Origin of the sequence: Devosia sp. MC532 (assembly GCF_016461625.1) — a bacterium.
GTDB lineage: Bacteria > Pseudomonadota > Alphaproteobacteria > Rhizobiales > Devosiaceae > Devosia.
Map to the genome: position 1 here is coordinate 134,938 of NZ_JAEMNZ010000003.1, position 20,645 is coordinate 155,582.

Here is a 20,645-nt window from a genome sequence, read left to right on the forward strand (position 1 = left end):
TTGGGCCCGGTACTTGCCGCTTTCATCCTAAGCACGGGCCGAACCGGACTAAAGAAATCTCCTGATGTTGGAATCGGTGCTCCGTGCGCCGGCTTTGGTTTTTCCAAAGCGGACCCGTACCACTCAGGTGAGTAACCCCCAAACCACCGGCGCTCTGGAGACAGAATTTGGCACAGAACACTGTGACGAAAGACGATTTCGAATCCATGCTGCTCGACAGCTTTGTCGACAATGATGCCGCTGAAGGCACCGTTGTACGCGGCCGAGTCGTTGCCATCGAAAAAGACCTCGCGATCATCGACGTTGGTCTGAAGACTGAAGGCCGCGTGCCGCTGAAGGAATTCGGCGCAGCAGGTCGTGACGGCACCATCACCGTAGGTTCGGAAGTCGAGGTCTATGTTGACCGCGTCGAGAACGCTATGGGCGAAGCTGTCCTTTCGCGCGAGAAGGCTCGCCGCGAAGAGAGCTGGGTCAAGCTCGAAGTTAAGTACACCGCTAACGAGCGCGTTGAAGGCACCATCTTCAACCAGGTTAAGGGTGGCTTCACCGTTGATCTCGAAGGCGCAGTTGCCTTCCTGCCACGTTCGCAGGTCGATATCCGCCCAATCCGCGATATCGCTCCGCTGATGAACGTTCCGCAGCCGTTCCAGATTCTCAAGATGGACAAGCGTCGCGGCAACATCGTTGTCTCGCGTCGTGCAATCCTGGAAGAATCGCGCGCAGAACAGCGTTCGGAAATCGTCCAGCAGCTCGAAGAAGGCCAGGTTGTTGACGGCGTCGTCAAGAACATCACCGATTACGGTGCGTTCGTTGACCTCGGTGGCATCGACGGCCTGCTGCACGTCACCGACATCGCATGGCGTCGTGTTAACCACCCATCTGAAGTGCTCACGATCGGCGAAACCATCAAGGTTCAGATCGTTCGCATCAACCACGAGAGCCACCGTATCTCGCTGGGCATGAAGCAGCTTCAGGCTGATCCGTGGGAAGGCATCGAAGCCAAGTACCCGATCAACTCCAAGTTCACCGGCCGCGTGACCAACATCACCGACTACGGTGCATTCGTTGAACTGGAACCAGGCATTGAAGGCCTGATCCACGTTTCCGAAATGAGCTGGACCAAGAAGAACGTTCACCCAGGCAAGATCGTTTCGACTTCGCAGGAAGTTGACGTGGTTGTGCTCGAGGTCGATGCTGACAAGCGTCGTATCTCGCTCGGTCTCAAGCAGACCCTGCAGAACCCATGGGAAGCGTTTGCTGAAAAGAACCCAGTTGGCTCCACCATCGAAGGTGAAGTCAAGAACAAGACCGAATTCGGTCTGTTCATCGGTCTTGAAGGCGACGTGGACGGCATGGTTCACCTTTCCGACCTCGACTGGCAGAAGTCTGGCGAAGTTGCTCTGGAAGACTACAACCGCGGTGACATGGTTTCGGCCAAGGTCCTCGATGTTGACGTCGAAAAGGAACGCATCTCGCTCGGTATCAAGCAGCTCGCTGCTGACGACCTCGCAGAAACTTCCGCTGCTGGCGGCGAAACCGGCGGTCTGCGCAAGAACGCTGTTGTCACCACTGAAGTCATCGAAGTCAACGAAGGCGGTATCGAAGTCCGTATCGCTGACAGCGAAGTCACCTCCTTCATCCGTCGTGCTGACCTCTCCCGCGATCGTAACGATCAGCGTCCAGAGCGTTTCAGCAAGGGTGAAAAGGTCGACGCACGCGTCACCCAGTACGACCGTAAGTCCGGCCGCATCCAGCTTTCGATCAAGGCGCTCGAAATCGCCGAAGAACGTGAAGCAGTGGCTAACTTCGGTTCGTCCGATTCGGGCGCATCGCTTGGCGACATCCTCGGCGCAGCTCTCAAGGGCCGCGACGACAAGTAAGAGCTTCTGCTCCTATTTGACAAAAATTCGACCCGCGCCATTTGGTGCGGGTCGTTTCTTTTAGAGGAATAAGATGATCCAAATTCGTGATGTCGCGTGGCGTGCCATGACCGGCTATGACATGGATGCGGTGAACGCAATTGCGGGCCGCGTCCATCCTGGATTCTTTGAGGCCCCAGAAGTTCTTGCCGAGAAATTTCAGCTCTATCGAAACGGCTGCTATCTTTTCGAAGTTCAAGAGCGCCCGGCCGGTTACATGCTGTCTCATCCGTGGAAGCTTGGATCCTTGCCGGCCCTCAATGCCCTCCTTGGCCAGCTCCCCGATGATTTGGACACCTATTACATCCACGATCTCGCCCTGCTACCGCTTGCCCGCGGCGTCGGTGCGGCCGGTAAGATCGTGTCGGCGTTGACAAAACACGCCGCTGCCATGGGCTATCCGACCATGAGCTTGGTGGCCGTAAATGGCTCGGTGTCGTTCTGGGAGAAGCAAGGTTTTCAAGTTGAAGACCGCCCAGAACTGGCGGAAAAGCTGTCCGCTTATGAAGCTCATGCGGAATTTATGGTCAAACGGATCGTCTGAATTTGGTCACAAGGCCGTGATTGTGGCGCAAATCTGCCACATATGAAACAGCAGCAAGTAACCTCAACCCATTACTATGCTTGACGGTTTCGTTCTGCTTTGGCAGGTTGGAATACCCCTCCAAATGGGTCTGAACCGGAGCCTTTTATGATCAAGTCTGAACTTGTCGAGAAGCTTGCAGCGGAAAATCCGCATCTGTTCCAGCGCGACATCGAAAACATTGTCAACGCCATCCTCGATGAGATTGGCGATGCAATGGCGCGCGGTGATCGGGTTGAATTACGCGGTTTCGGGGCCTTTTCGGTCAAGAACCGACCAGCGCGTGTTGGCCGCAACCCACGCACGGGTGAACAGGTTGAAGTTGGCGAAAAGTACGTGCCCCAGTTTAAGGCGGGCAAAGAAATTCGCGAGCGTTTGAACCACGAATAAGCTAGACTGCGATCAAGAACGGGGCCTTCGCCCCACGGAATATGCATGGTCAACAAGATCGTCGGCTGGCTGGTTCTGGTGCCCCTTTGCGGGCTCTTGATCGCTTTCGCCCTAGCTAATCGACAGCTGGTTGCTGTCAATCTTAATCCCTTTGGCGCCCCCGCGCAGGCGGGCGCGTCGGGCTATGGCGTGCCTTTGTTCGTCATTCTCTATATTGTGCTTCTGGTCGGAGTCCTGCTTGGGGGCGTGGCGAGTTGGTTTACGCAAGGGCACCATCGCCGCCGCGAGCGCCATTGGCGCCGTGAAGCCACTCAGTTGAGCCAGGAGTTGGAAACGCTGCGCCGCCGTACCGGCACGAGCGCGGTTTCTGCCGCCAACGAGGTAGATGATTTGCTTGAGCTGCGGTGATGGACGGCGCAGTTCGGCAATTCCGATACATCCCGTCCCGTTGAGCCCGACCATATTATGGCCGATAATCAGACAATCAAAATTTGTGGCATCAAGACGGAAGACTTGTTGGACGCGGCGATAGACGCCGGGGCCGATATGGTCGGTTTCGTCCATTTTTCGCGCTCGCCGCGCCATGTGACCATTGAGCAATTGGGCAATTTAATCTCTGCCGCCCGTGGACGCGTGGAGAGCTGTGTTTTGCTGGTTAACCCAGATAATTCCTGCGTCGCCGAAGTCGCAGCTCTCGGTCCTGATTGGATCCAGTTGCACGGTCCCGAGAGCCCGGCGCGGGTCTCCGCCATTCGCCATTTGGCAGGCGTCGAGATCATGAAGGCCCTGCCCATCGGTTCGGCTGAAGACGTTGCTCAGATTGCGCTGTTTAACGACGTTCCCGATCGGATACTCGTTGACGCCAAACCACCCAAGGGTGCCGATCGGCCCGGAGGGTTGGGCCACGTGTTTGATTGGTCGCTTTTAGCGGGTATTGATCCCAATATTCCATTGATGCTCTCTGGCGGGCTGACTGCGGACAATGTCGCTGAGGCGATCAAAACGGTCCGGCCGAGCTTTGGCATCGATGTTTCCTCTGGCGTCGAAAGCGCACCCGGCATCAAGCAAAAGCATCTGATGGAAGCCTTTGTCCGCGCGGCACGCTCGGCGATGTGAACCTGTCGATTAAGGCCTGCTCGGAAGAGTGGCCCTTAATCTTTTTCGAGGGGACGGGCGCAATCCCCGAAATTCCCCTTTCTCATCAGCCCCTGCACCTGCCAAATCTATTGCACTCACCGGCCATGCCAGCTTATTGAAGCCCATACCCTGGGCTTGAAAAGCTCGACGAAGAAGTCCCCATCGGGATTTCGACGGAGGATACGCGATTGACCATCACCAATTCCCTGCGCAACGGCCCCGATGAACACGGGCGCTTTGGTATCTTCGGCGGACGTTTCGTCGCCGAAACTCTGATGCCGCTCGTCCTCGATCTTGAAGCAGCCTATCGCGCCGCCAAGACCGATCCGGCCTATCTGGCAGAGATGAAGGATCTCGCGACCCACTATATCGGCCGCCCAAGCCCGATCTACCACGCCAAGCGCTTGTCCGAGCAGCTCGGTGGCGCACAAGTCTGGTTCAAGCGCGAAGAGCTCAACCACACTGGTTCGCACAAGATCAACAATTGCATTGGCCAGATCCTTCTCGCCAAGCGCATGGGTAAGACCCGCATTATCGCCGAAACCGGCGCTGGCCAGCATGGTGTGGCAACGGCCACCGTTTGTGCCAAGTTCGATATTCCCTGCACCATTTTCATGGGTGCAACCGACGTTGAGCGTCAAAAGCCGAACGTTCTGCGCATGAAGATGCTGGGTGCTGAAGTGCGCGCCGTCACCGCTGGCGCTGGCACACTCAAGGACGCGATGAACGAAGCCATTCGCGACTGGGTCACCAATGTCGAAAACACCTATTACCTGATCGGCACCGCCGCAGGCATGGCGCCCTATCCAGAAATGGTCCGCGATTTCCAGTCCGTCATCGGCACGGAAATCAAGCAGCAGTTCCAGGAACTCAACGGTCGCCTCCCGGACGCAGTCGTCGCTTGCGTTGGTGGCGGTTCAAACGCCATTGGCTCCTTCCACGCTTTCCTCGATGACGAGAGCGTCGCGCTCTATGGCGCAGAAGCTGGCGGTCACGGTATTGACGTTGAAAACGGTCACGCTGCCTCGATGACCGGTGGTCGCCCGGGCGTGCTGCACGGCAACCGCACCTATCTTTTGCAAGATGACGCTGGTCAGATCCTTGAAGGCCACTCGATCTCGGCAGGTCTCGACTATCCCGGCGTTGGCCCAGAACACTCGTGGCTTCACGACATCAAGCGTGTCACCTATCAGCCGATCACCGACAATGAAGCGCTCGACGCCTTCCAGCTGTGCACCCGCACTGAAGGCATTATCCCGGCGCTCGAATCCGCTCACGGCCTCGCGCAGGTTTGCAAGATCGCGCCGACCATGGGCAAGGATAAGCACATTGTTCTCTGTCTCTCCGGTCGCGGTGACAAGGACGTCGAATCTGTCGGCAAGCATCTGGGGCTGCTCTAATTATGTCGCGTATTGAAAAGCGTTTTGCCGCGCTCAAGGCAGAAAACCGCCCCGCACTCGTCACCTTCATCATGGGCGGCGATCCGGATCTGGCCACCAGCCAGGCGATCCTCGAAGCCCTGCCACAGGCCGGTGCGGATGTGATCGAACTGGGCATGCCCTTCTCCGATCCGATGGCCGACGGTTTGGCCATTCAGCTCGGTGGTCAGCGCGCCCTTGCCGCCGGTCAGACACTGCTGGGCATTCTCGGCATGGTCGAAGATTTCCGTCGCAAGGACGAAAACACCCCGATCGTTCTAATGGGCTATTACAACCCCATCTATTCCTTCGGCGTCGACAAGTTCCTCGTGCAGGCCAAGGCAGCCGGAGTTGATGGCCTGATCGTTGTCGATCTTCCCCCGGAAGAAGACAGCGAGTTGTGCATTCCAACGCTTCAAGCAGGCATCAACTTTATCCGTCTCACCACCCCAACCACCGACGACAAGCGCCTTCCGGCTGTTCTCAAAAACACCTCGGGCTTTGTCTACTATGTCTCGATGAATGGCGTGACGGGCGCTGAGATCAAGTCGCGCGCTGCCGTTGGTGACGCAGTGGACCGGATCAAGGCCCACACCTCCCTTCCGGTTGCGGTTGGCTTCGGTATTAAAACCGCCGACGACGCTGCCATGATTGGCAAGCATTCAGATGGTGTTGTTGTCGGCTCGGTGCTGGTGGACGCCGTCCGCACCTCGCTGGTTGACGGCAAGGCCACTGACAAAACCGTTTCCGCAGTCCGCGATATCGTCGCGGACCTTGCATCGGGTGTGAAGCACGCTCGCGCCTAACCCCGCCATGTGGATAAGAGAAGCGTGCATATTTTGCGCTTCTCGTTTCCGCCTGATAAGAAATGCCACAATCGACTGCTACGTGGGCCGTTAAGAGTCCATCGCGAAAGGCCGCGCTATGAACTGGATCGACAATTTCGTCCGCCCCAAAATTCGCTCGTTGCTGACCAACAAGCGCGAAACCCCTGAGAACCTTTGGGTCAAAGACCCCGAGTCCGGGGAAATGGTGTTTTACCGCGATCTCGAAGCGAACCAGTGGGTTGTGCCCAATTCTGGCTATCACATGAAGATCAAGCCGGCGGACCGCCTGGCGACCTTCTTGGACGATGGCAAGTATGATCTTGTGCCCGTCGCTGACGTTCCGGTTGATCCGCTGAAATTCCGCGATCAGAAGAAATACGTAGATCGCCTCAAGGAAAACCGCGCCAAGACCGGTAATACCGACAGCGTGATCGTCGCCACCGGTAAGCTCTATGAGCGCGCCATCACCGTGGGCATCCAAGACTTTGACTTTATGGGCGGCTCGCTCGGCATGGCCGCAGGGCAGGGGATCATCACTGGTCTCGAAACCGCTGTGAAGAACAACACCCCCTTCGTGCTCTTTGTCGCTTCCGGCGGTGCGCGCATGCAGGAAGGCATTTTGAGCCTGATGCAGATGGCCCGCACCACGGTGGCGGTTTTGCGTCTGCGCGAAGCTGGTCTGCCGTTCTTTGTCGTGCTCACCAACCCGACCACGGGTGGCGTTACCGCTTCCTACGCCATGATCGGCGACGTGCATCTGGCCGAGCCGGGCGCACTCATCGGCTTTGCCGGTCAGCGCGTTATCGAGCAGACCATTCGCGAAAAGCTCCCTAAGGGTTTTCAGCGTTCCGAATATCTTTATAGCCACGGCATGGTGGATATGGTTGTGCACCGCCACAATCTGCGTTCGACCATTGGCTCGCTCGCAGCCATCCTTACCAACGCTCCAGAAAACCCAGCCCTTTCGGGTTCGGCTACTAAGGCTGTTGCGGCTCAGGCCAGCCTGCGCGCTGCCGCTGTCGCCGCTGAAGGCGATGACGACATCGATCCGCCAGTTCCGGCCCACGCCGAATAAGCTGTTTAAGAAGGGCGCCGCGAGCGCCCTTTTTCTTGTCCGCTCAGCACTGCAGGGGTCTCGCCAAACTGGACAGATCAGCTCTCCGCCTGTTCTATCCAGTTATGGAAAAACCTGCCCGATTCCCCGATGTTATGCTGCTTGCCGCCGGTCTTGGCACGCGGCTGCGCCCGATCACCGAAACCATCCCAAAGCCGCTTGTGCCGGTGGCTGGTATTCCTTTGATTGAGCGCGTCATCGGGAGCGCTCGGGCAGAAGGGGCAAAGCGCTTCGCTGCCAATGCCCATTATCGCGCCGACCAAGTGCTGGCCCATTTTGGCGGACTGCTAAAGGTCAATCGCGAAGACACCCTGCTCGGCACGGGTGGCGGCGTCAAAGCCGCGCTGCCCATGCTGCACTCCGATCCGTTCTTCGTCATGAACACGGACGCCTTCTGGCCCGAAGGGGCGGATACGCCTTTGGCCCGTATGCAGGCCAAGCGGGAAAACGAAGATCAAATCGTGCTCCTATGCGTCCAGCCTTCGCGTGCTTCAGGCTTTTCCCGCAGCCACGATTTTTGCCTTGATCCGTTTGGGCGTATCACCCTCGATTACGGCGCTCCGGTCATCTACGCGGGCGTGGCCCTTCTGGGCAAAAACCTCTTCGCTGACACTCCTGACGGGGAATTTTCCTTGAACCTCTTGTTCGAGCGCGCGCTCGAAGAGGAAAATCTTCTCGGCGTCACCTTGGACGCGCCATGGTTCCATGTCGGCGACGCTGAAGGGCTCGCCGCAGCCGAAAAGGCGCTTTCGGCATGAGGCTCTTTTCTATCGCCCCCCACACCCCATTTCTGCAGTGTCTCGCTGATGGGGTGATGGATGGTCGGCTGCTGCACGATTGGGACCGCTCTGGCCCCTTCTGGCTGTCCGACGTCACCATTGTCGTCCCCACCCAACGCGCCCGCGCGCTGCTCGCAGATTGTTTTGCTGCGCATCCTGAATACGCAGGCCTTCTGCCGGATATTCGTACCTTTGGTGGTGACGACGCCGAAGAAGAACCTTTCCTGCCGCCCTATGATGCTGCACCCATGCCGCTGGGCGTGACCGGGCTAGAGCGCCGCCTCGTGATGTCACGCCTTGTCGCCGCCTGGGCCCATAGCCCGGCGGGCATTCAGGCTTTTTCGACCCCGCCAACGGCCGCTGAAATCTTTTCTATGTCGGACTCGCTCGGCACCGTCATTGACGATCTTCAGATCGAAGAAAAATCCGCTTCCGATCTCTATGCCATCAAAGAGGGCATGGAGCATGAGGTCAGCAATTACTGGCAGCAGACGCTCGAATTTCTCAATATCGCCCTGACCCTTTGGCCACATCACCTTGGTCCTGGGCGCGCTGATCCGCAGGAAATCCGCCGCCAGCGCCTTGATCGACAAGCGCTGGCTTCAACCCATGTCTATGCGGACCGTCCCGTCATCGCCGCCGGTTCCACCGGGTCGATTGCTGCAACTGCGCGCCTCCTTGCTGCAATCGGCAGCTTGCCGCGTGGCGCGGTTGTGCTCCCCGGCCTCGACATGGCTATGAGCCCGCAGATGCACGAGGCGCTGCTCAACCCCGACAGCAATCCCCATGGCCACCCGCAATATGGCCTCGCCCGTCTTCTGCGCCGTCTTGGCGCGGGCGTGGGCGATGTGGTGGAGTTGTGTGCGGTCGATCACCCCCGCACCTCCATCGTCAACCACGCCCTCGCGCTCACCGAAGACACAGCGCTTTGGTCGAGCCTACGCCCCGACGACGGCACCATCGCAGCAGCGTTTGACACTGTGTCCGTCATCCGCGCCCGCACCGAAGACGAGGAAGCGCGCTCCGTCGCCCTCGCCAGTCGCGCCGCTCTCGCCGCGAACAAAACTGTCGGCATTATCACGCCCGACCGAAACCTTGCGCGCCGTATCGCTGCCGAATTGCGTCGCTTTGACATTGAGGTCGACGACGCCGCAGGCGCGCCGCTCTTCCAATCGCCCGCAGGCCGTCTTTCCCGTCAGGTCTTGAGCCTTGTTACTGGGCAATGCGCTCCCGTGGATCTCGTGGCGCTCCTGCGCAATCGCTCCGCCCTCTTTGGCCTCGAGCGCGCCGACATCACCATCTTCGCCGATATCGTCGATCTCAAAATTCTGCGCGGTCAACGCCTCGCCCCCGGTGTTGCGGGCCTGCGCAAAGCCGTCGAAAAGCAAACTGGCCAAGACGTTCCGGGGGGGCGTCGCATTAGCGAAGACGCTGCCGAAAAGCTTCTCGGCTTTTTCGATAAGCTCGAAAAAGCCATTTCCGGGCTCAACGCCCTTTCTGCCAAGCCCGAGATCGGGGCCGGGCAACTTGCCGCCGCGCTCTTTGCCGCTGTCACTGCGGTCAGTCAGGGCGCGCCGCTCCATGGGCGTGATGAATTGGCGCGTTGGGCCGCGGACATGGAAAAGCTCGCCGAGGAGGGCCATCGCTTCGCCCCGCGCGGTCTAGATGCAGTCCTTTCCGCGCTTATGACCGGCTATCAGGTGCGCAACCGCGAAGCCCGCCGTAGCGATATTTCTATCTGGGGCCAGATTGAAGCCCGCCTCATGGCGCCCGATCTGGTTATTCTCGCAGGGCTGAACGAAGACAAATGGCCTGCAGCCGCCGATCCTGGCCCTTGGCTCAGTCGCGGCATGCGCCTTGCTGCTGGCATGGAGCCGCCCGAGCGTATGCAGGGCCTCGCCGCGCATGACTTTGCCCAGGCCATGGGCCGTGACGCCGTTATTATTTCCTATTCAGACCGCGTCGGCTCCAGCCCCGCTTTGCCCTCGCGTCTCGTCCAGCGTCTAGACGCGTTTATCGGCGTTTCGGCAGTGGAGACCATGCGCGAGCGCGGCCAGTTCTGGATAGCCCAATCGCGTGCGATCGACGCTGTAACATGCGTCACCCCCGCCAAGCGTCCGCTTCCCAATCCACCGATTGTCCCTCGCACCCAAAAACTCTCGGTGACCGAAATCGAAACGCTGATGCGTTCGCCTTACGACATTTACGCCAAGCACGTTCTCAAACTGCGCCAGCTCGATCCTTTGGGCGAAGAGCCCGACGCGCGCGAACGCGGCACCATCATCCACGCCATCTTTGCCCGCTTTGTCCAAGAGGGGTTTGAGGTTTCTGCGCCCGACGCGCTCGAAACCCTCAATCGCCTCGCCGCGGAAGAATTTGCCAATCTCGACGCCATTGGCGAACGCCGGGACATTTGGCTTCGACGCTTTGCCACAGCGGCCGAACAATTCCTCAGCTTCGAGCGGCAACGCGATCCTCTGGTGCGCAAGCGCCACGCGGAAATCGAAGGGCAGCTTGAGCTCAAACTGGCTTATGATTTCCTCATCACCGGCAAGGCCGACCGCGTCGACGAGCTGTATGACGGCACGCTCGAAATGCTCGATTTCAAGACCGGTTCACCGCCCTCCGGTGCGGCAATGAAGGCGTATGAGGCCCCGCAGCTTCTATTGGAAGCCGAAATGGGTGCCAATGGCGGCATGCGCGGCGTCGCTTCTGCCGACACCTCGGCCCTCACCTATATCAAGATCGGCCTCGGCCCCGACGCCTTTAAAGTCTCGGGTTTCTCCTTGCCGCCCAACACCAGCCTCATGGAGGCGGCCGACGAGATCAACCGTCGCATGCAGTCGCACATTGAGCATTTCCTTTTGGCCGAAACTCCGCTTCCCGCCCGCCTCATGCCGCTCAAAACCCAGCGTTTTGCCGGGACTTATGATCACTTGGCCCGTGTTGCCGAATGGACCGCGGTTGATGGGGAGGATGAGGCATGAGCGATCGCGGCAAACTTTCCGTCCCCTTCGACACCACATCGAGCCAAGCGCGCGCCTCCGACCCCACCTATTCCATCTGGGTGGAGGCCAATGCGGGCTCGGGCAAAACCTTCGTGCTAACGCGTCGCGTCTTGCGCTTGCTGCTCTCGGGCGTGCGGCCGCAATCGATTCTCTGCCTCACCTATACCAAGGCCGCAGCCGCAGAAATGCGCCGCCGCGTCGGCAATGAGCTGGCCGCTTGGGCGGTTGCGAGCGAAGAGGCACTCTATAAGACTCTCAGCGACGTGTCGGGCAGCGCGCCCACAAAAGAGCAATTGCGCGATGCGCGAACCCTCTTTGCCCGCGCGCTTGAAACCCCCGGCGGGTTGCGCATCCTCACCATCCACGCCTTCTGCGAGGCCGTGCTGCATCGCTTCCCCATTGAAGCGGGTGTACCCTTTGACTTCGCCGTCATCGAAGACGATCGCCAGGAGCAGATGATCCTCTCGGCCCGCGAAGGCGTCATGGCCGATGGCTTGCGCGGCAAGGAAAATGCCCAAGCGGTGGAAAGCCTGTTTGGGCTGATGAGCGATCACGCCATCTCCGAAGCTATTGCGGTGGCCCTCTCGGAAGGGGCACGTCTTGAGCCTGTGCTGGCGGATATTGCTGAGGCGAAGGCGCGCTTGCGCAAGATTGCTGGTTTTTCGGGCCGCTCCTTTGCCGAGATCCGCGCCGATATTCCTGCCCATACGCTTCTCATCGCCGACACACTGACCCAGATTCGCTCTCATTGTGCGGTTAAGCCTGAAGGCGACGGGTGTGTGGATGTGCTGGCGCGCCTCACGCCCGAAACTCTTACCGCTGAAGAGCTTCGCCGCGCCTTCTTCACCAAAGCGGGCGAGCCGCGCAAAAAGCTGCTGCTCAAGGCGGATGATACAGGCAATCCCGGCCTCAACGATCTGCTCACCCGCGAGCAAGAGCGCATTATCGCGCTCGAAGAAGAAGCCAAGGCGTCCGCTCTCGTTGAACGTAGCGAAGCGGTGTTGGACGTCGTTGCCGCCATTCACGCCCGTTACGAAGACGAAAAGCGCCGCCACTCGCTGCTCGACTTTGACGATCTCATCGAAAAGCTCGGCACGCTCTTTGCCAATAAAGAGCTTGGTCCGTGGGTCCAGTATAAGCTCGACGCAGGCATCGACCACATTCTCGTCGATGAGAGCCAGGACACCAACGGGCGGCAGTGGCGCGTTGTCCGTGCTCTTGCCGATGAGTTCTTCACCGGCGAAGGCGCGATAGAGCGTCCGCGTTCGCTCTTTGCCGTGGGCGATCAAAAACAGTCGATCTATTCCTTCCAAGGCGCTCAGCCTGTGCTGTTTGGCGAAACCGGTCGTGAAATCGCCCGCCGAGCCCAGCTCGCCTCAAAGAACTTTCAGGCCGTCAAACTGCACACCAGTTTCCGCACCCTCGGCTCCATATTGAACGCGGTCGACAAGGTCTGCTCGCGGGACGATATCCGGGCAGCGCTGCTGTCGGTGGAGCCCATCGGTCACGCCGCAGCCCGTATTCAAACCGGCGGCAGCGTCACGCTCTGGCCTCCAGTGCAGGAGCAAAAAACCGAGCGCGAAACCACAGAATGGCCGCTTGAGCCCGTGGACGGAGAGATGAGTGGCAATCGTCAGGTCGCCATGCGCATCGCTGAGGAAATCCGTTCGTGGATTGATTCTGGCCGCATCTTGGGCGAACGCGGTCGCCCCGTTCGCGCCGATGACGTTCTTATCCTCGTTCAAAAGCGCGGCGCTTTCTTCCAAGAGGTGATCCGCGCTCTGCGCGCCAAAAACCTACCGACCCCGGGCGCTGATCGTCTGGCCGTCACCGGCCACATCGCTGTGCTCGATCTTTTGGCGCTGATGGATGTGCTGCTCAACCCGGCCGACAATCTGCAATTGGCGGCGCTCCTGCGCTCGCCGCTGTTCGACGTCTCCGAAGAGTTGCTCTACGATTTCGCCCACGACCGCCTTGCCAATCAGACCCTCTGGTCAGCGATCTTTGCTTCCGAACAGCCGGAGGCTGTTGCTGTAAAGCAAGTGTTGGGCAAGTGGCGCAGCCAACTCGATATGGAGCGCCCCTTCGAATTCCTCACCGGCGTACTCTATGCCGAGGGCGGGCTAAAACGCTTCCACGCGCGTTTGGGCACGGAAGTGGACGAGGTTATCTCCGAGCTTTTGGAATTGGCCCTCAGCCACGAGCAGAGCGAGCAGCCCTCGCTTCAGGGCTTTGTCGCCGACATGCGCCGTCGCTCTGTCACCATTAAGCGCGAGTTGGCCGAAGGCGGCGCAGGCGTGCGCGTCATGACCGTCCACGGCTCCAAAGGGCTCGAAGCCCCCATTGTTATTCTCGCCGATGCGACAGCAAAACCCTCGGGCAAACAAACCGGCAAGCCACTTTACGTCGTGGCCGAAGCGCCCGGGCCTTTGCTGGTCCATGCCTCCCAATCCGGGCAGCATGTCGAGGAGACGCTCAATATTAAAGCCGCCAGCGACGCGCAGGTCGCCGAAGAATATTGGCGTCGACTTTACGTCGCCATGACCCGCGCCGAAGATGAACTTTACGTTACCGGCACGCTTACAGCATCGCAAAAGCTCGACAATTCTTGGTACGAAGCCATCGAAATGGGCCTTGCGGGGGAACTCCAAAAAGTCGGCGGCGAGGACGACGAGCCGCTCTCCTATGTTTTCCCCCAGCACACGTCGCCGCGCTACCTGCCCGGTGGTAAGGCTGAGAGCAAAGCCGCCCAAGAGCTGGTGCTACCCGCCGTACCAGAGCCGGACGTGCCGAAAATTATCAGCCCCTCATCGGCTGAGGATCATGGTCCCGCCGAACACGCTCTCGACACTCTGGCCGAACGCGCCCGTGACGCCGAAACGGCGCGCCGCGCAGGCATCGCGCTCCACGCTCTGCTGCAACACCTTGTGCGCGTTGAGCGTTCGGCTTGGGAGCAAGTGGCCCCACGTGCGCTCGATGCGCTGATGCCGGGGGGCGGTGAGCATGCTGAGGACGTGCAAAACCGCGCTATTTCTATTCTCTCTCGGCCCGAGTTCTCTGCGCTCTTCGGCCCTGCGAGCCGACCGGAAGTGCCCTTCCAGATCAACGCCATTAAAAAAGGCGAGCCTGTTGTGTTGCGCGGCCGCATGGATCGCATCGTGGTCGATGATGAGGGCGTCCTTGTCATCGATTACAAATCTGACGCGAACGCGCCCAGCGAGGCCGGAAAGGTCTCCCCGGCCTATCTCACTCAGCTGGGCCTATATGCGCTGGTTGCAACGCAGCTTTTCCCCGGTCGCTCGGTCCGCGCGGGTATTCTGTGGACCCAGTTGGAATCCCTAATGATTTTGCCGCCAGAACGGCTTGCAGAAGCGACAAAGGATTTCACGCTCGATTGACCGGACCTTGTATCTGGGCTGGACTCTTCCCAGCTTTAGGAGCAAACAGACGACCGCTTTCAACCTAAAGGCACCATGATGACTAATCCTGTTTCCGAGGCCAACTTTGGCGAGGAAGTCCTGAACTCCAAGGAGCCCGTACTCGTGGACTTCTGGGCGGAGTGGTGCGGACCGTGCCGCGCAATCGCCCCTGTCCTTGATGAACTCTCCAGTGAACTGGCTGGCAAGGTAAAGATCGTTAAGCTGAACGTCGACGAAAACCCGGGCCTTGCGGCTCAGTATGGCGTTCGCTCGATCCCGACCATGATCCTGTTCAAGGGCGGTCAGGCAGCTGACATGAAGATCGGTGCAGGCACACCAAAGGCGGGTCTTGCCAAGTGGCTTGAAGGCCACGCCGCTTAATCGACAGACCAGAAATTTTTTGTTGCGCCGTCGGGATTTCCCGGCGGCGCTTTTGTTTGCTTGAAGATCTGCCTCGCCTTTGCCACCTTGCTCTGGTGCTGCTAAGCAAGACAAAACAGAATAAGAAGACTTCAGGGGATTTGCCTTGGCCGCCATCGACCTCTCTGCCGCGCCGTTCCATCTTGAAGACGGTGCGCAGGCCTGGGTGCAAGAAACGCTTACCAGCCTAAGCCCGCGCGATAAGCTGGCACAGCTGTTCATTCTGCTGTCACGCGATGCGCCGGAGGCCGCACTCGATAGTCTGCGTGCCTTCAAACCCGCCGGTATCACGCGAATCTATTCGTCCAATCTCAGTGCTGAGATTGGCTTGATCAACGACGCCAATAGCGTTGGTCCTGTGCCCATGTTGGTCAGCGCCGATCTCGAAGGCAGCCGCATGAGCCTGCCCTTTGGCACTGAAGTGCCAAATCCGCTGGCGCTGGCGGCCATCGACGATGTTGAAACCACATCCGCGATTGCTACCATCATGGCCGAAGAGGCCCATGCCGTTGGGCTCAATTGGAGCTTTACCCCGCTGCTCGACATCAATGCCGCTTGGCGCAGCGCTATTGTCAGCACGCGCTCATTTGGCTCGGACGTTGATCTGATCGAGCGCCACGCCCTAGCAGAAATCTCGGCCTTCCAGGCCAGTGGCGTCGCCGCGACCGTAAAGCACTGGCCGGGTGAAGGCTTTGATGACCGCGATCAGCACCTTGTCACAACCGTAAACCCGCTCTCCGTGGAGGAATGGGAAGACAAGTTCGGCCGACTGTATCGCGCCGCCATCGATGCGGGCGTCATGAGCGTCATGTCTGCCCATATCGCTTTTCCGGCCTATGTTCTCGCCAATGACCCAGATGCAGGCGCTGAGGCATACCGCCCAGCCGTTTTGAGCTCTTTGCTCAATCAGCAGCTCCTGCGCGAAAAGCTAGGCTTTAACGGCCTTATCGTCACTGACGCTACGCCTATGGCTGGTTTCGGTGACTGGGGCCCGCGCTCCGAAATCATTCCGCAATCCATCATTGCTGGCTGCGACCTTATTCTGTTTTCCGACGATCCCACGGCCGACTTGATGCATCTCGTTGCCGCCGTTGCCGATGGTCGCTTGAGCCAGGAACGTGTTGATGAAGCCGTCACGCGTGTTTTGGCGCTCAAGGCCGCACTGGGCCTTCACAAGACAGATCGTGAGCCGCTGGAGCCAATCAGCGCGCAGCTCACTCTAGCGCGTCTATCGAGCAAGGAAGTCGCCAAGGCAGCGCATGACAAAGTGCCGACGCTGGTCAAAGACACTGCGAACCTTTTGCCGTTGACGGTTGAAAAGCATAAGCGTGTTTTGATCTTTTCGACCGGGGCTGTGCAACCCTTCGCACCCGTGCCGCTGCCCCTGTCCTTGCCAGATCTCTTGCGCGAGCAGGGTTTTGAGATCACCGAGTACACGCCCGATACGCAGGTCAACATCAAGGATTTTGACCTGGTGCTGTATCTTCTTGCGGAAGAGACTCTGCTGACGCGTCAGCGGATTTTCCTCAATTGGCGCGAGCTGACGGGCAATGTCTTTGGCGCGATGAAGCGCTATTGGCACGATGTGCCGGTGCTGATGGTGTCGCTTGGCTACCCGTTCTATCTGTATGATGCGCCACGGGTTAAAACCTACGTCAACGCTTATGCTTCTAACGAGGATATGCAGCAGGCGGTCCTCGATTGCCTCTTGGGCAAGAAGCCCTTCTTGGGCAAGAGCCCGGTCGATCCATTCTGCGGGTCCGACCAGGCCAAATATTGAGGCAAAAGTAGATCAGTCGGGCAGGGTGCCGTTTTTATCCAAAACGTCACCCGCCAGATAAAGGGATCCAGCCACCAGCACGCGGGCGTTTTCAATGCCCGCAGCGGCCTGCAACGCCGTTTCTACTTCACTTACAGCCTCGGTCGGCACGCCAATGGCTGCGCCCCGTCGGGCAATCTCTTCGCCCGAATGCGCATTGGCCTCGCCCGGAATGGTGAGCGTAAACACTTTAACCGGCTCAAGCGGCATATAGGGCGCCAGCACGTCCTCAGGCGCGCGGGTGTTCATCATCCCGAGCACCAGCACCAGCGGCTTTTTCGGCATGGCGCCGAGAGCCTTTGCTACAGCTCGCGAACCATGAGCATTATGCCCGCCATCCAGCCACAGCTCATGGCTAGGGGAGAGCAGGTCGCGTAGGTGGCCATTGCGCAGCGGCTGCATGCGCGCCGGCCAAGTGACCTTGCGGAGCCCTTGCGCAAACGCTGCCTGATCAATCGGCAGGCCAAAATGGCGCGCGGCAGCAATGGCCAGCGCAGCATTTTCGTACTGATGTTGTCCGATCAACGCAGGCGGCGGCAAATCAAGGAGCCCGTCCTGGTCTTCAAAGACCAAACGCCCGTCCTGCTCAGCGCCATAAAACTCTTCGCCCTGATAGATCGGGGTAACGCCCAAGCGGCGGGCCGCGCTATCGATGACATCATGGGCATCGGCCTGTTGGATACCGATAACCGCTTTCGCGCCACGCTTGAGGATGCCCGCCTTGTTGACAGCAATCTCCCCAATCGTATTGCCGAGGAATCCTTGATGGTCGAGATCGACCGGGGTGATGATCGTGCCCAATGGGTTCTTGACCACATTGGTTGTGTCGTAGGTGCCGCCCATGCCGACTTCGAGCAGCAGATAATCGGCAGGCGTCTCGGCAAAGAGCTTGAAGGCCGTGACAGTTGTCACCTCAAAGAAGGTGATCGGATCGCCATTGTTGATCAGCTCGACCTCTTCCAGCGCAGCATCGAGCACTGGGGTCTCAACCAGTTTGCTAGCGAGGCGGATGCGCTCATTGAACCGCACGAGATGCGGAGAATTGTAGACGTGAACTGTCTTGCCCGCCGCTTCTAGGAAAGCACGCAGATAGGCAATGGTCGAGCCTTTGCCATTGGTCCCGGCCACATGGATGACCGGAGGCAGTTTTTCATGCGGGTTTCCGAGGCGCTCCAACAGGGGCAGCATGCGATCGAGGCTGAGGTCGATCAGCTTTGGGTGAAGCTGGCTCAATCGGGCCAAAATGGCGTCTGTGCGGGACATTTTGTCATTCCCAAATGCAAAAGCCGGGCAGGCCCCGGCAGGTTCCTCTCCCGTGTGAAAGGGGGAGGTGGGGTGGGGGCGGTCTAGCATGAGCCGCCCCCGATAGATCTTACTTGCGCAACTCGCCGCCAGTGGCTTTGGCAACCGCCGCCACGACCGCTGCCGACACCTTTTCGATGTCCTCATCAGTCAGTGTCTTGTCGCGTGGCTGCAAGGTCACTTCGATCGCGACCGACTTTTTGCCTTCGCCAACATGGGTGCCTTCGAAGACGTCGAAAATGGTCACGTCCGAGATCAGCACCTTCTCCGCGCCCTTGGCAGCCTTGAGAATGGTCGCAGCCGATACGGCCTTATCCATCACGAAAGCAAAGTCGCGTGACACAGGCTGGAACTGGCTGAGTGCCAGCGCAGGCTTGGTCTTCGTAGCCTTCTTGCGGGCCTCTGGAATAGCGTCGAGGTCAATCTCGAACGCCACAACCGGACCTTCAAGGTCAAGCTCAGCAATCAGAGCGGGGTGCAGTTCACCGAACCAACCAAGCGTGACCTTCGGGCCAAGCGCGAAGCGACCGCCGCGACCCGGATGGCTCCAGCTTGCTGCTTCTGGCAACACCTGAACTTTTTCGACATCAACCCCAAGAGCATCGAGCACTGCGGCAAGGTCTGCCTTGGCGTCCCAAACGGAAACCGCCGTGGCCTTTCCGGTCCAATGACGGCCAGCGCCATTGAGTGTCGCCGTGCCAGTGCGGACGCCGGTTGCATAGGTATGCTGGCCGTCTGGATTGCCTGACAGGAACACCTGACCCACTTCAAACAGCGCCACATCGCCAAAGCCACGGTTGGCGTTGCGACGCGCACCCGAGAGAAGCCCCGGCAACAGGGACGGACGCATATCGGTCATGTCCGAGGCAATGGCATTGGCCAGCTGGCGGTCTTCGGTGCCACCACCAAAGCGTGTCGCCAATTCATTGGAAATGAATGACCAAGTGACGGCTTCATCCAGACCACGCGATGCCAGAGCGCGACGCGTAATGCGGCGACGGTTCTGAATGGTGGTTAGAATGCGCGGAGCGACGTGGTGGAGGCGTGGCAGTGGTTCGACGGGAACATTGTCCACGCCCACCATGCGCATCACCTCTTCCACGAGGTCGGCATTCATCGTCACGTCTGGGCGCCAGCTTGGCACCTTCACCGTACGAACATTGCCCTCGCCTTCAACGCCAAAGCCAAGGCGAGTGAGAATGTCTTCGATCTCGCTAGCGGAAACATTGAGGCCGGTGAGGCGCTTCACTTCCGCGAGTGGGAACTCGACGACCGTGTTCGGGAACACGTCTTCACCCGAAATCGCTGGCTCCATGGCGTCGCCGCCGCAGAGTTCCAGCACGAGGCGGGTTGCCAGCTGCAGGCCTGGTTCTGTCAGGGCCGGATCAACATTGCGTTCAAGGCGATAGCGCGCGTCCGAAACAATGCCGGTTTTGCGCCCCCCCTGAGCAATCAGGTCCGGGTCCCAGCTGGCGCATTCCATGATGATATTGGTGGTGTCTTCGGTCACACCCGAACGGATGCCACCCATAATGCCACCAAGGCACAGCGGGCCCTTGTCGTCGGCGATAACCGTCATGGTTTCGTCGAGCGTGTAAATCTTGTTGTCGAGTGCGTCGAACTCTTCGCCACGGGCATTGCGCAGCACCATGGTGCCCTCAACCTTGTCGGCGTCATAGGCGTGCAGCGGACGACCCCAACCCAGCGAAACAAGGTTGGTGATATCAACAATGGTGTTGATCGGGCGCAGTCCAACAGCGCGCAAACGCGCCTGTAGCCACTCTGGCGAGGGGGCGTTTTTGACGTTTGCGATGTAGCGGCCAGCAAACTTGCGGATCGCCTTTGGCGCGCCGTCAGCGAAGTCATGCGCGAGCGGGGCAATCGGGCTTGGACCCTTGGAAGGGACTTGCGAAAAGTCGGTGGACTTCAACGTCCCCAGACCAAAGGCCGCCAGATCGCGCGCCACGCCATAAACGCCGGTCGCGTCGCCGCGGTTTGGCGTGATGGAAATGTCAAAGACAACGCCGTTGATGCCAGCGAAATCGACATATTTCTGGCCGATTGGCGCGTCTTCGGGCAGCTCGATAATGCCGTCGTTCTCGTCCGACAGTTCCAGCTCTGCAGCCGAGCACAGCATGCCGTTAGACGGCGCGCCACGGATGACAACGCCACCCTTGAGCTCAAAATCTTTGCCCGGAATATAGGTGCCCGGCGCGGCAAACACGGTCTTCAAACCGGTGCGGCAGTTTGGAGCGCCACAGACCACGTCGATCAACTCGCCCGTGCCCGCGTCAACTTTACAGATATTGAGGTGGTCCGAGTTCGGGTGCGCTTTGGCTTCCACCACATGCGCGACCACAAACTTTTCGAGCGCCTTACCCTGGCTTTCAATGCCTTCGACCTCGAGACCAATCATGGTCAATGCCTTGCCGATATCTTCCGGCGAAGCATTGGTGTCGAGGTGTTCCTTGAGCCAGTCGAGAGTGAACTTCATTTTGCTATTCTGCTTT

General features: G+C 59.2%; 15 protein-coding genes. 13 read left to right on the forward strand and 2 right to left on the reverse strand.

Features of this window, described 5'->3' with window-relative positions:
• Window positions 1-167 precede the first annotated feature (167 nt).
• The 13 genes from rpsA (at window position 168) to JHC09_RS05325 (ending at window position 16,794) form a co-directional block, all read left to right on the forward strand.
• Window positions 168-1,880 carry a 30S ribosomal protein S1 gene (gene rpsA, locus JHC09_RS05265; RefSeq protein ID WP_199531104.1) on the forward strand — a complete coding sequence of 571 codons (1,713 nt, stop codon included), beginning with the start codon at window positions 168-170 and terminating at the stop codon, window positions 1,878-1,880.
• 73 nt (window positions 1,881-1,953) lie between these two features.
• Entirely contained in the window at window positions 1,954-2,463 is a 510-nt protein-coding gene (locus tag JHC09_RS05270; protein WP_199531105.1) for a GNAT family N-acetyltransferase, read from the forward strand.
• A gap of 147 nt (window positions 2,464-2,610) precedes the next feature.
• The gene (locus JHC09_RS05275; protein ID WP_169194359.1) at window positions 2,611-2,892 is read left to right on the forward strand and encodes an integration host factor subunit beta; all 282 of its coding nucleotides are present in this window, start codon (window positions 2,611-2,613) and stop codon (window positions 2,890-2,892) included.
• A 45-nt stretch (window positions 2,893-2,937) separates the two neighbouring features.
• The gene (locus JHC09_RS05280) at window positions 2,938-3,300 is read left to right on the forward strand and encodes a lipopolysaccharide assembly protein LapA domain-containing protein (protein ID WP_199531106.1); all 363 of its coding nucleotides are present in this window, start codon (window positions 2,938-2,940) and stop codon (window positions 3,298-3,300) included.
• 57 nt (window positions 3,301-3,357) lie between these two features.
• Window positions 3,358-4,008 (forward strand): phosphoribosylanthranilate isomerase, encoded by a 651-nt coding sequence (locus JHC09_RS05285; RefSeq protein WP_199531107.1) that lies wholly within the window; start codon window positions 3,358-3,360, stop codon window positions 4,006-4,008.
• Between the two features lie 215 nt (window positions 4,009-4,223).
• Window positions 4,224-5,429, forward strand: coding sequence for a tryptophan synthase subunit beta (gene trpB, locus JHC09_RS05290; protein WP_349236516.1), 1,206 nt, complete (start codon window positions 4,224-4,226; stop codon window positions 5,427-5,429).
• Complete coding sequence (gene trpA / locus JHC09_RS05295) at window positions 5,429-6,253, forward strand: tryptophan synthase subunit alpha (RefSeq protein ID WP_199531238.1); 825 nt, start codon at window positions 5,429-5,431, stop codon at window positions 6,251-6,253. The genes trpB and trpA overlap by 1 nt, the downstream gene beginning before the upstream one ends.
• A gap of 118 nt (window positions 6,254-6,371) precedes the next feature.
• A complete protein-coding gene (accD, locus tag JHC09_RS05300; RefSeq protein WP_169194355.1) occupies window positions 6,372-7,349 on the forward strand; it encodes an acetyl-CoA carboxylase, carboxyltransferase subunit beta in 978 nt (325 codons plus the stop codon).
• A gap of 134 nt (window positions 7,350-7,483) precedes the next feature.
• On the forward strand, window positions 7,484-8,146 hold the full coding sequence (locus JHC09_RS05305) for a nucleotidyltransferase family protein (RefSeq protein WP_199531108.1): 663 nt from the start codon (window positions 7,484-7,486) through the stop codon (window positions 8,144-8,146).
• Entirely contained in the window at window positions 8,143-11,154 is a 3,012-nt protein-coding gene (addB, locus tag JHC09_RS05310; RefSeq protein ID WP_199531109.1) for a double-strand break repair protein AddB, read from the forward strand. The genes JHC09_RS05305 and addB overlap by 4 nt, the downstream gene beginning before the upstream one ends.
• The gene (gene addA / locus JHC09_RS05315; protein WP_199531110.1) at window positions 11,151-14,573 is read left to right on the forward strand and encodes a double-strand break repair helicase AddA; all 3,423 of its coding nucleotides are present in this window, start codon (window positions 11,151-11,153) and stop codon (window positions 14,571-14,573) included. Before addB ends, addA begins: the two co-directional genes overlap by 4 nt.
• A 75-nt stretch (window positions 14,574-14,648) precedes the next feature.
• Window positions 14,649-14,975, forward strand: coding sequence for a thioredoxin (gene trxA, locus JHC09_RS05320; protein ID WP_169194351.1), 327 nt, complete (start codon window positions 14,649-14,651; stop codon window positions 14,973-14,975).
• Between the two features lie 145 nt (window positions 14,976-15,120).
• Complete coding sequence (locus JHC09_RS05325) at window positions 15,121-16,794, forward strand: glycoside hydrolase family 3 N-terminal domain-containing protein (RefSeq protein WP_199531111.1); 1,674 nt, start codon at window positions 15,121-15,123, stop codon at window positions 16,792-16,794.
• A gap of 12 nt (window positions 16,795-16,806) precedes the next feature.
• Here JHC09_RS05325 and JHC09_RS05330 read toward each other — a convergent pair whose 3' ends face one another.
• Window positions 16,807-18,096: a folylpolyglutamate synthase/dihydrofolate synthase family protein gene (locus tag JHC09_RS05330; RefSeq protein WP_199531112.1), complete on the reverse strand. Its 1,290-nt coding sequence runs from the start codon at window positions 18,094-18,096 to the stop codon at window positions 16,807-16,809.
• Window positions 18,097-18,205: 109 nt separating this feature from the next.
• Entirely contained in the window at window positions 18,206-20,629 is a 2,424-nt protein-coding gene (pheT, locus tag JHC09_RS05335) for a phenylalanine--tRNA ligase subunit beta (protein ID WP_199531113.1), read from the reverse strand.
• Between the last annotated feature and the right edge of the window lie 16 nt (window positions 20,630-20,645).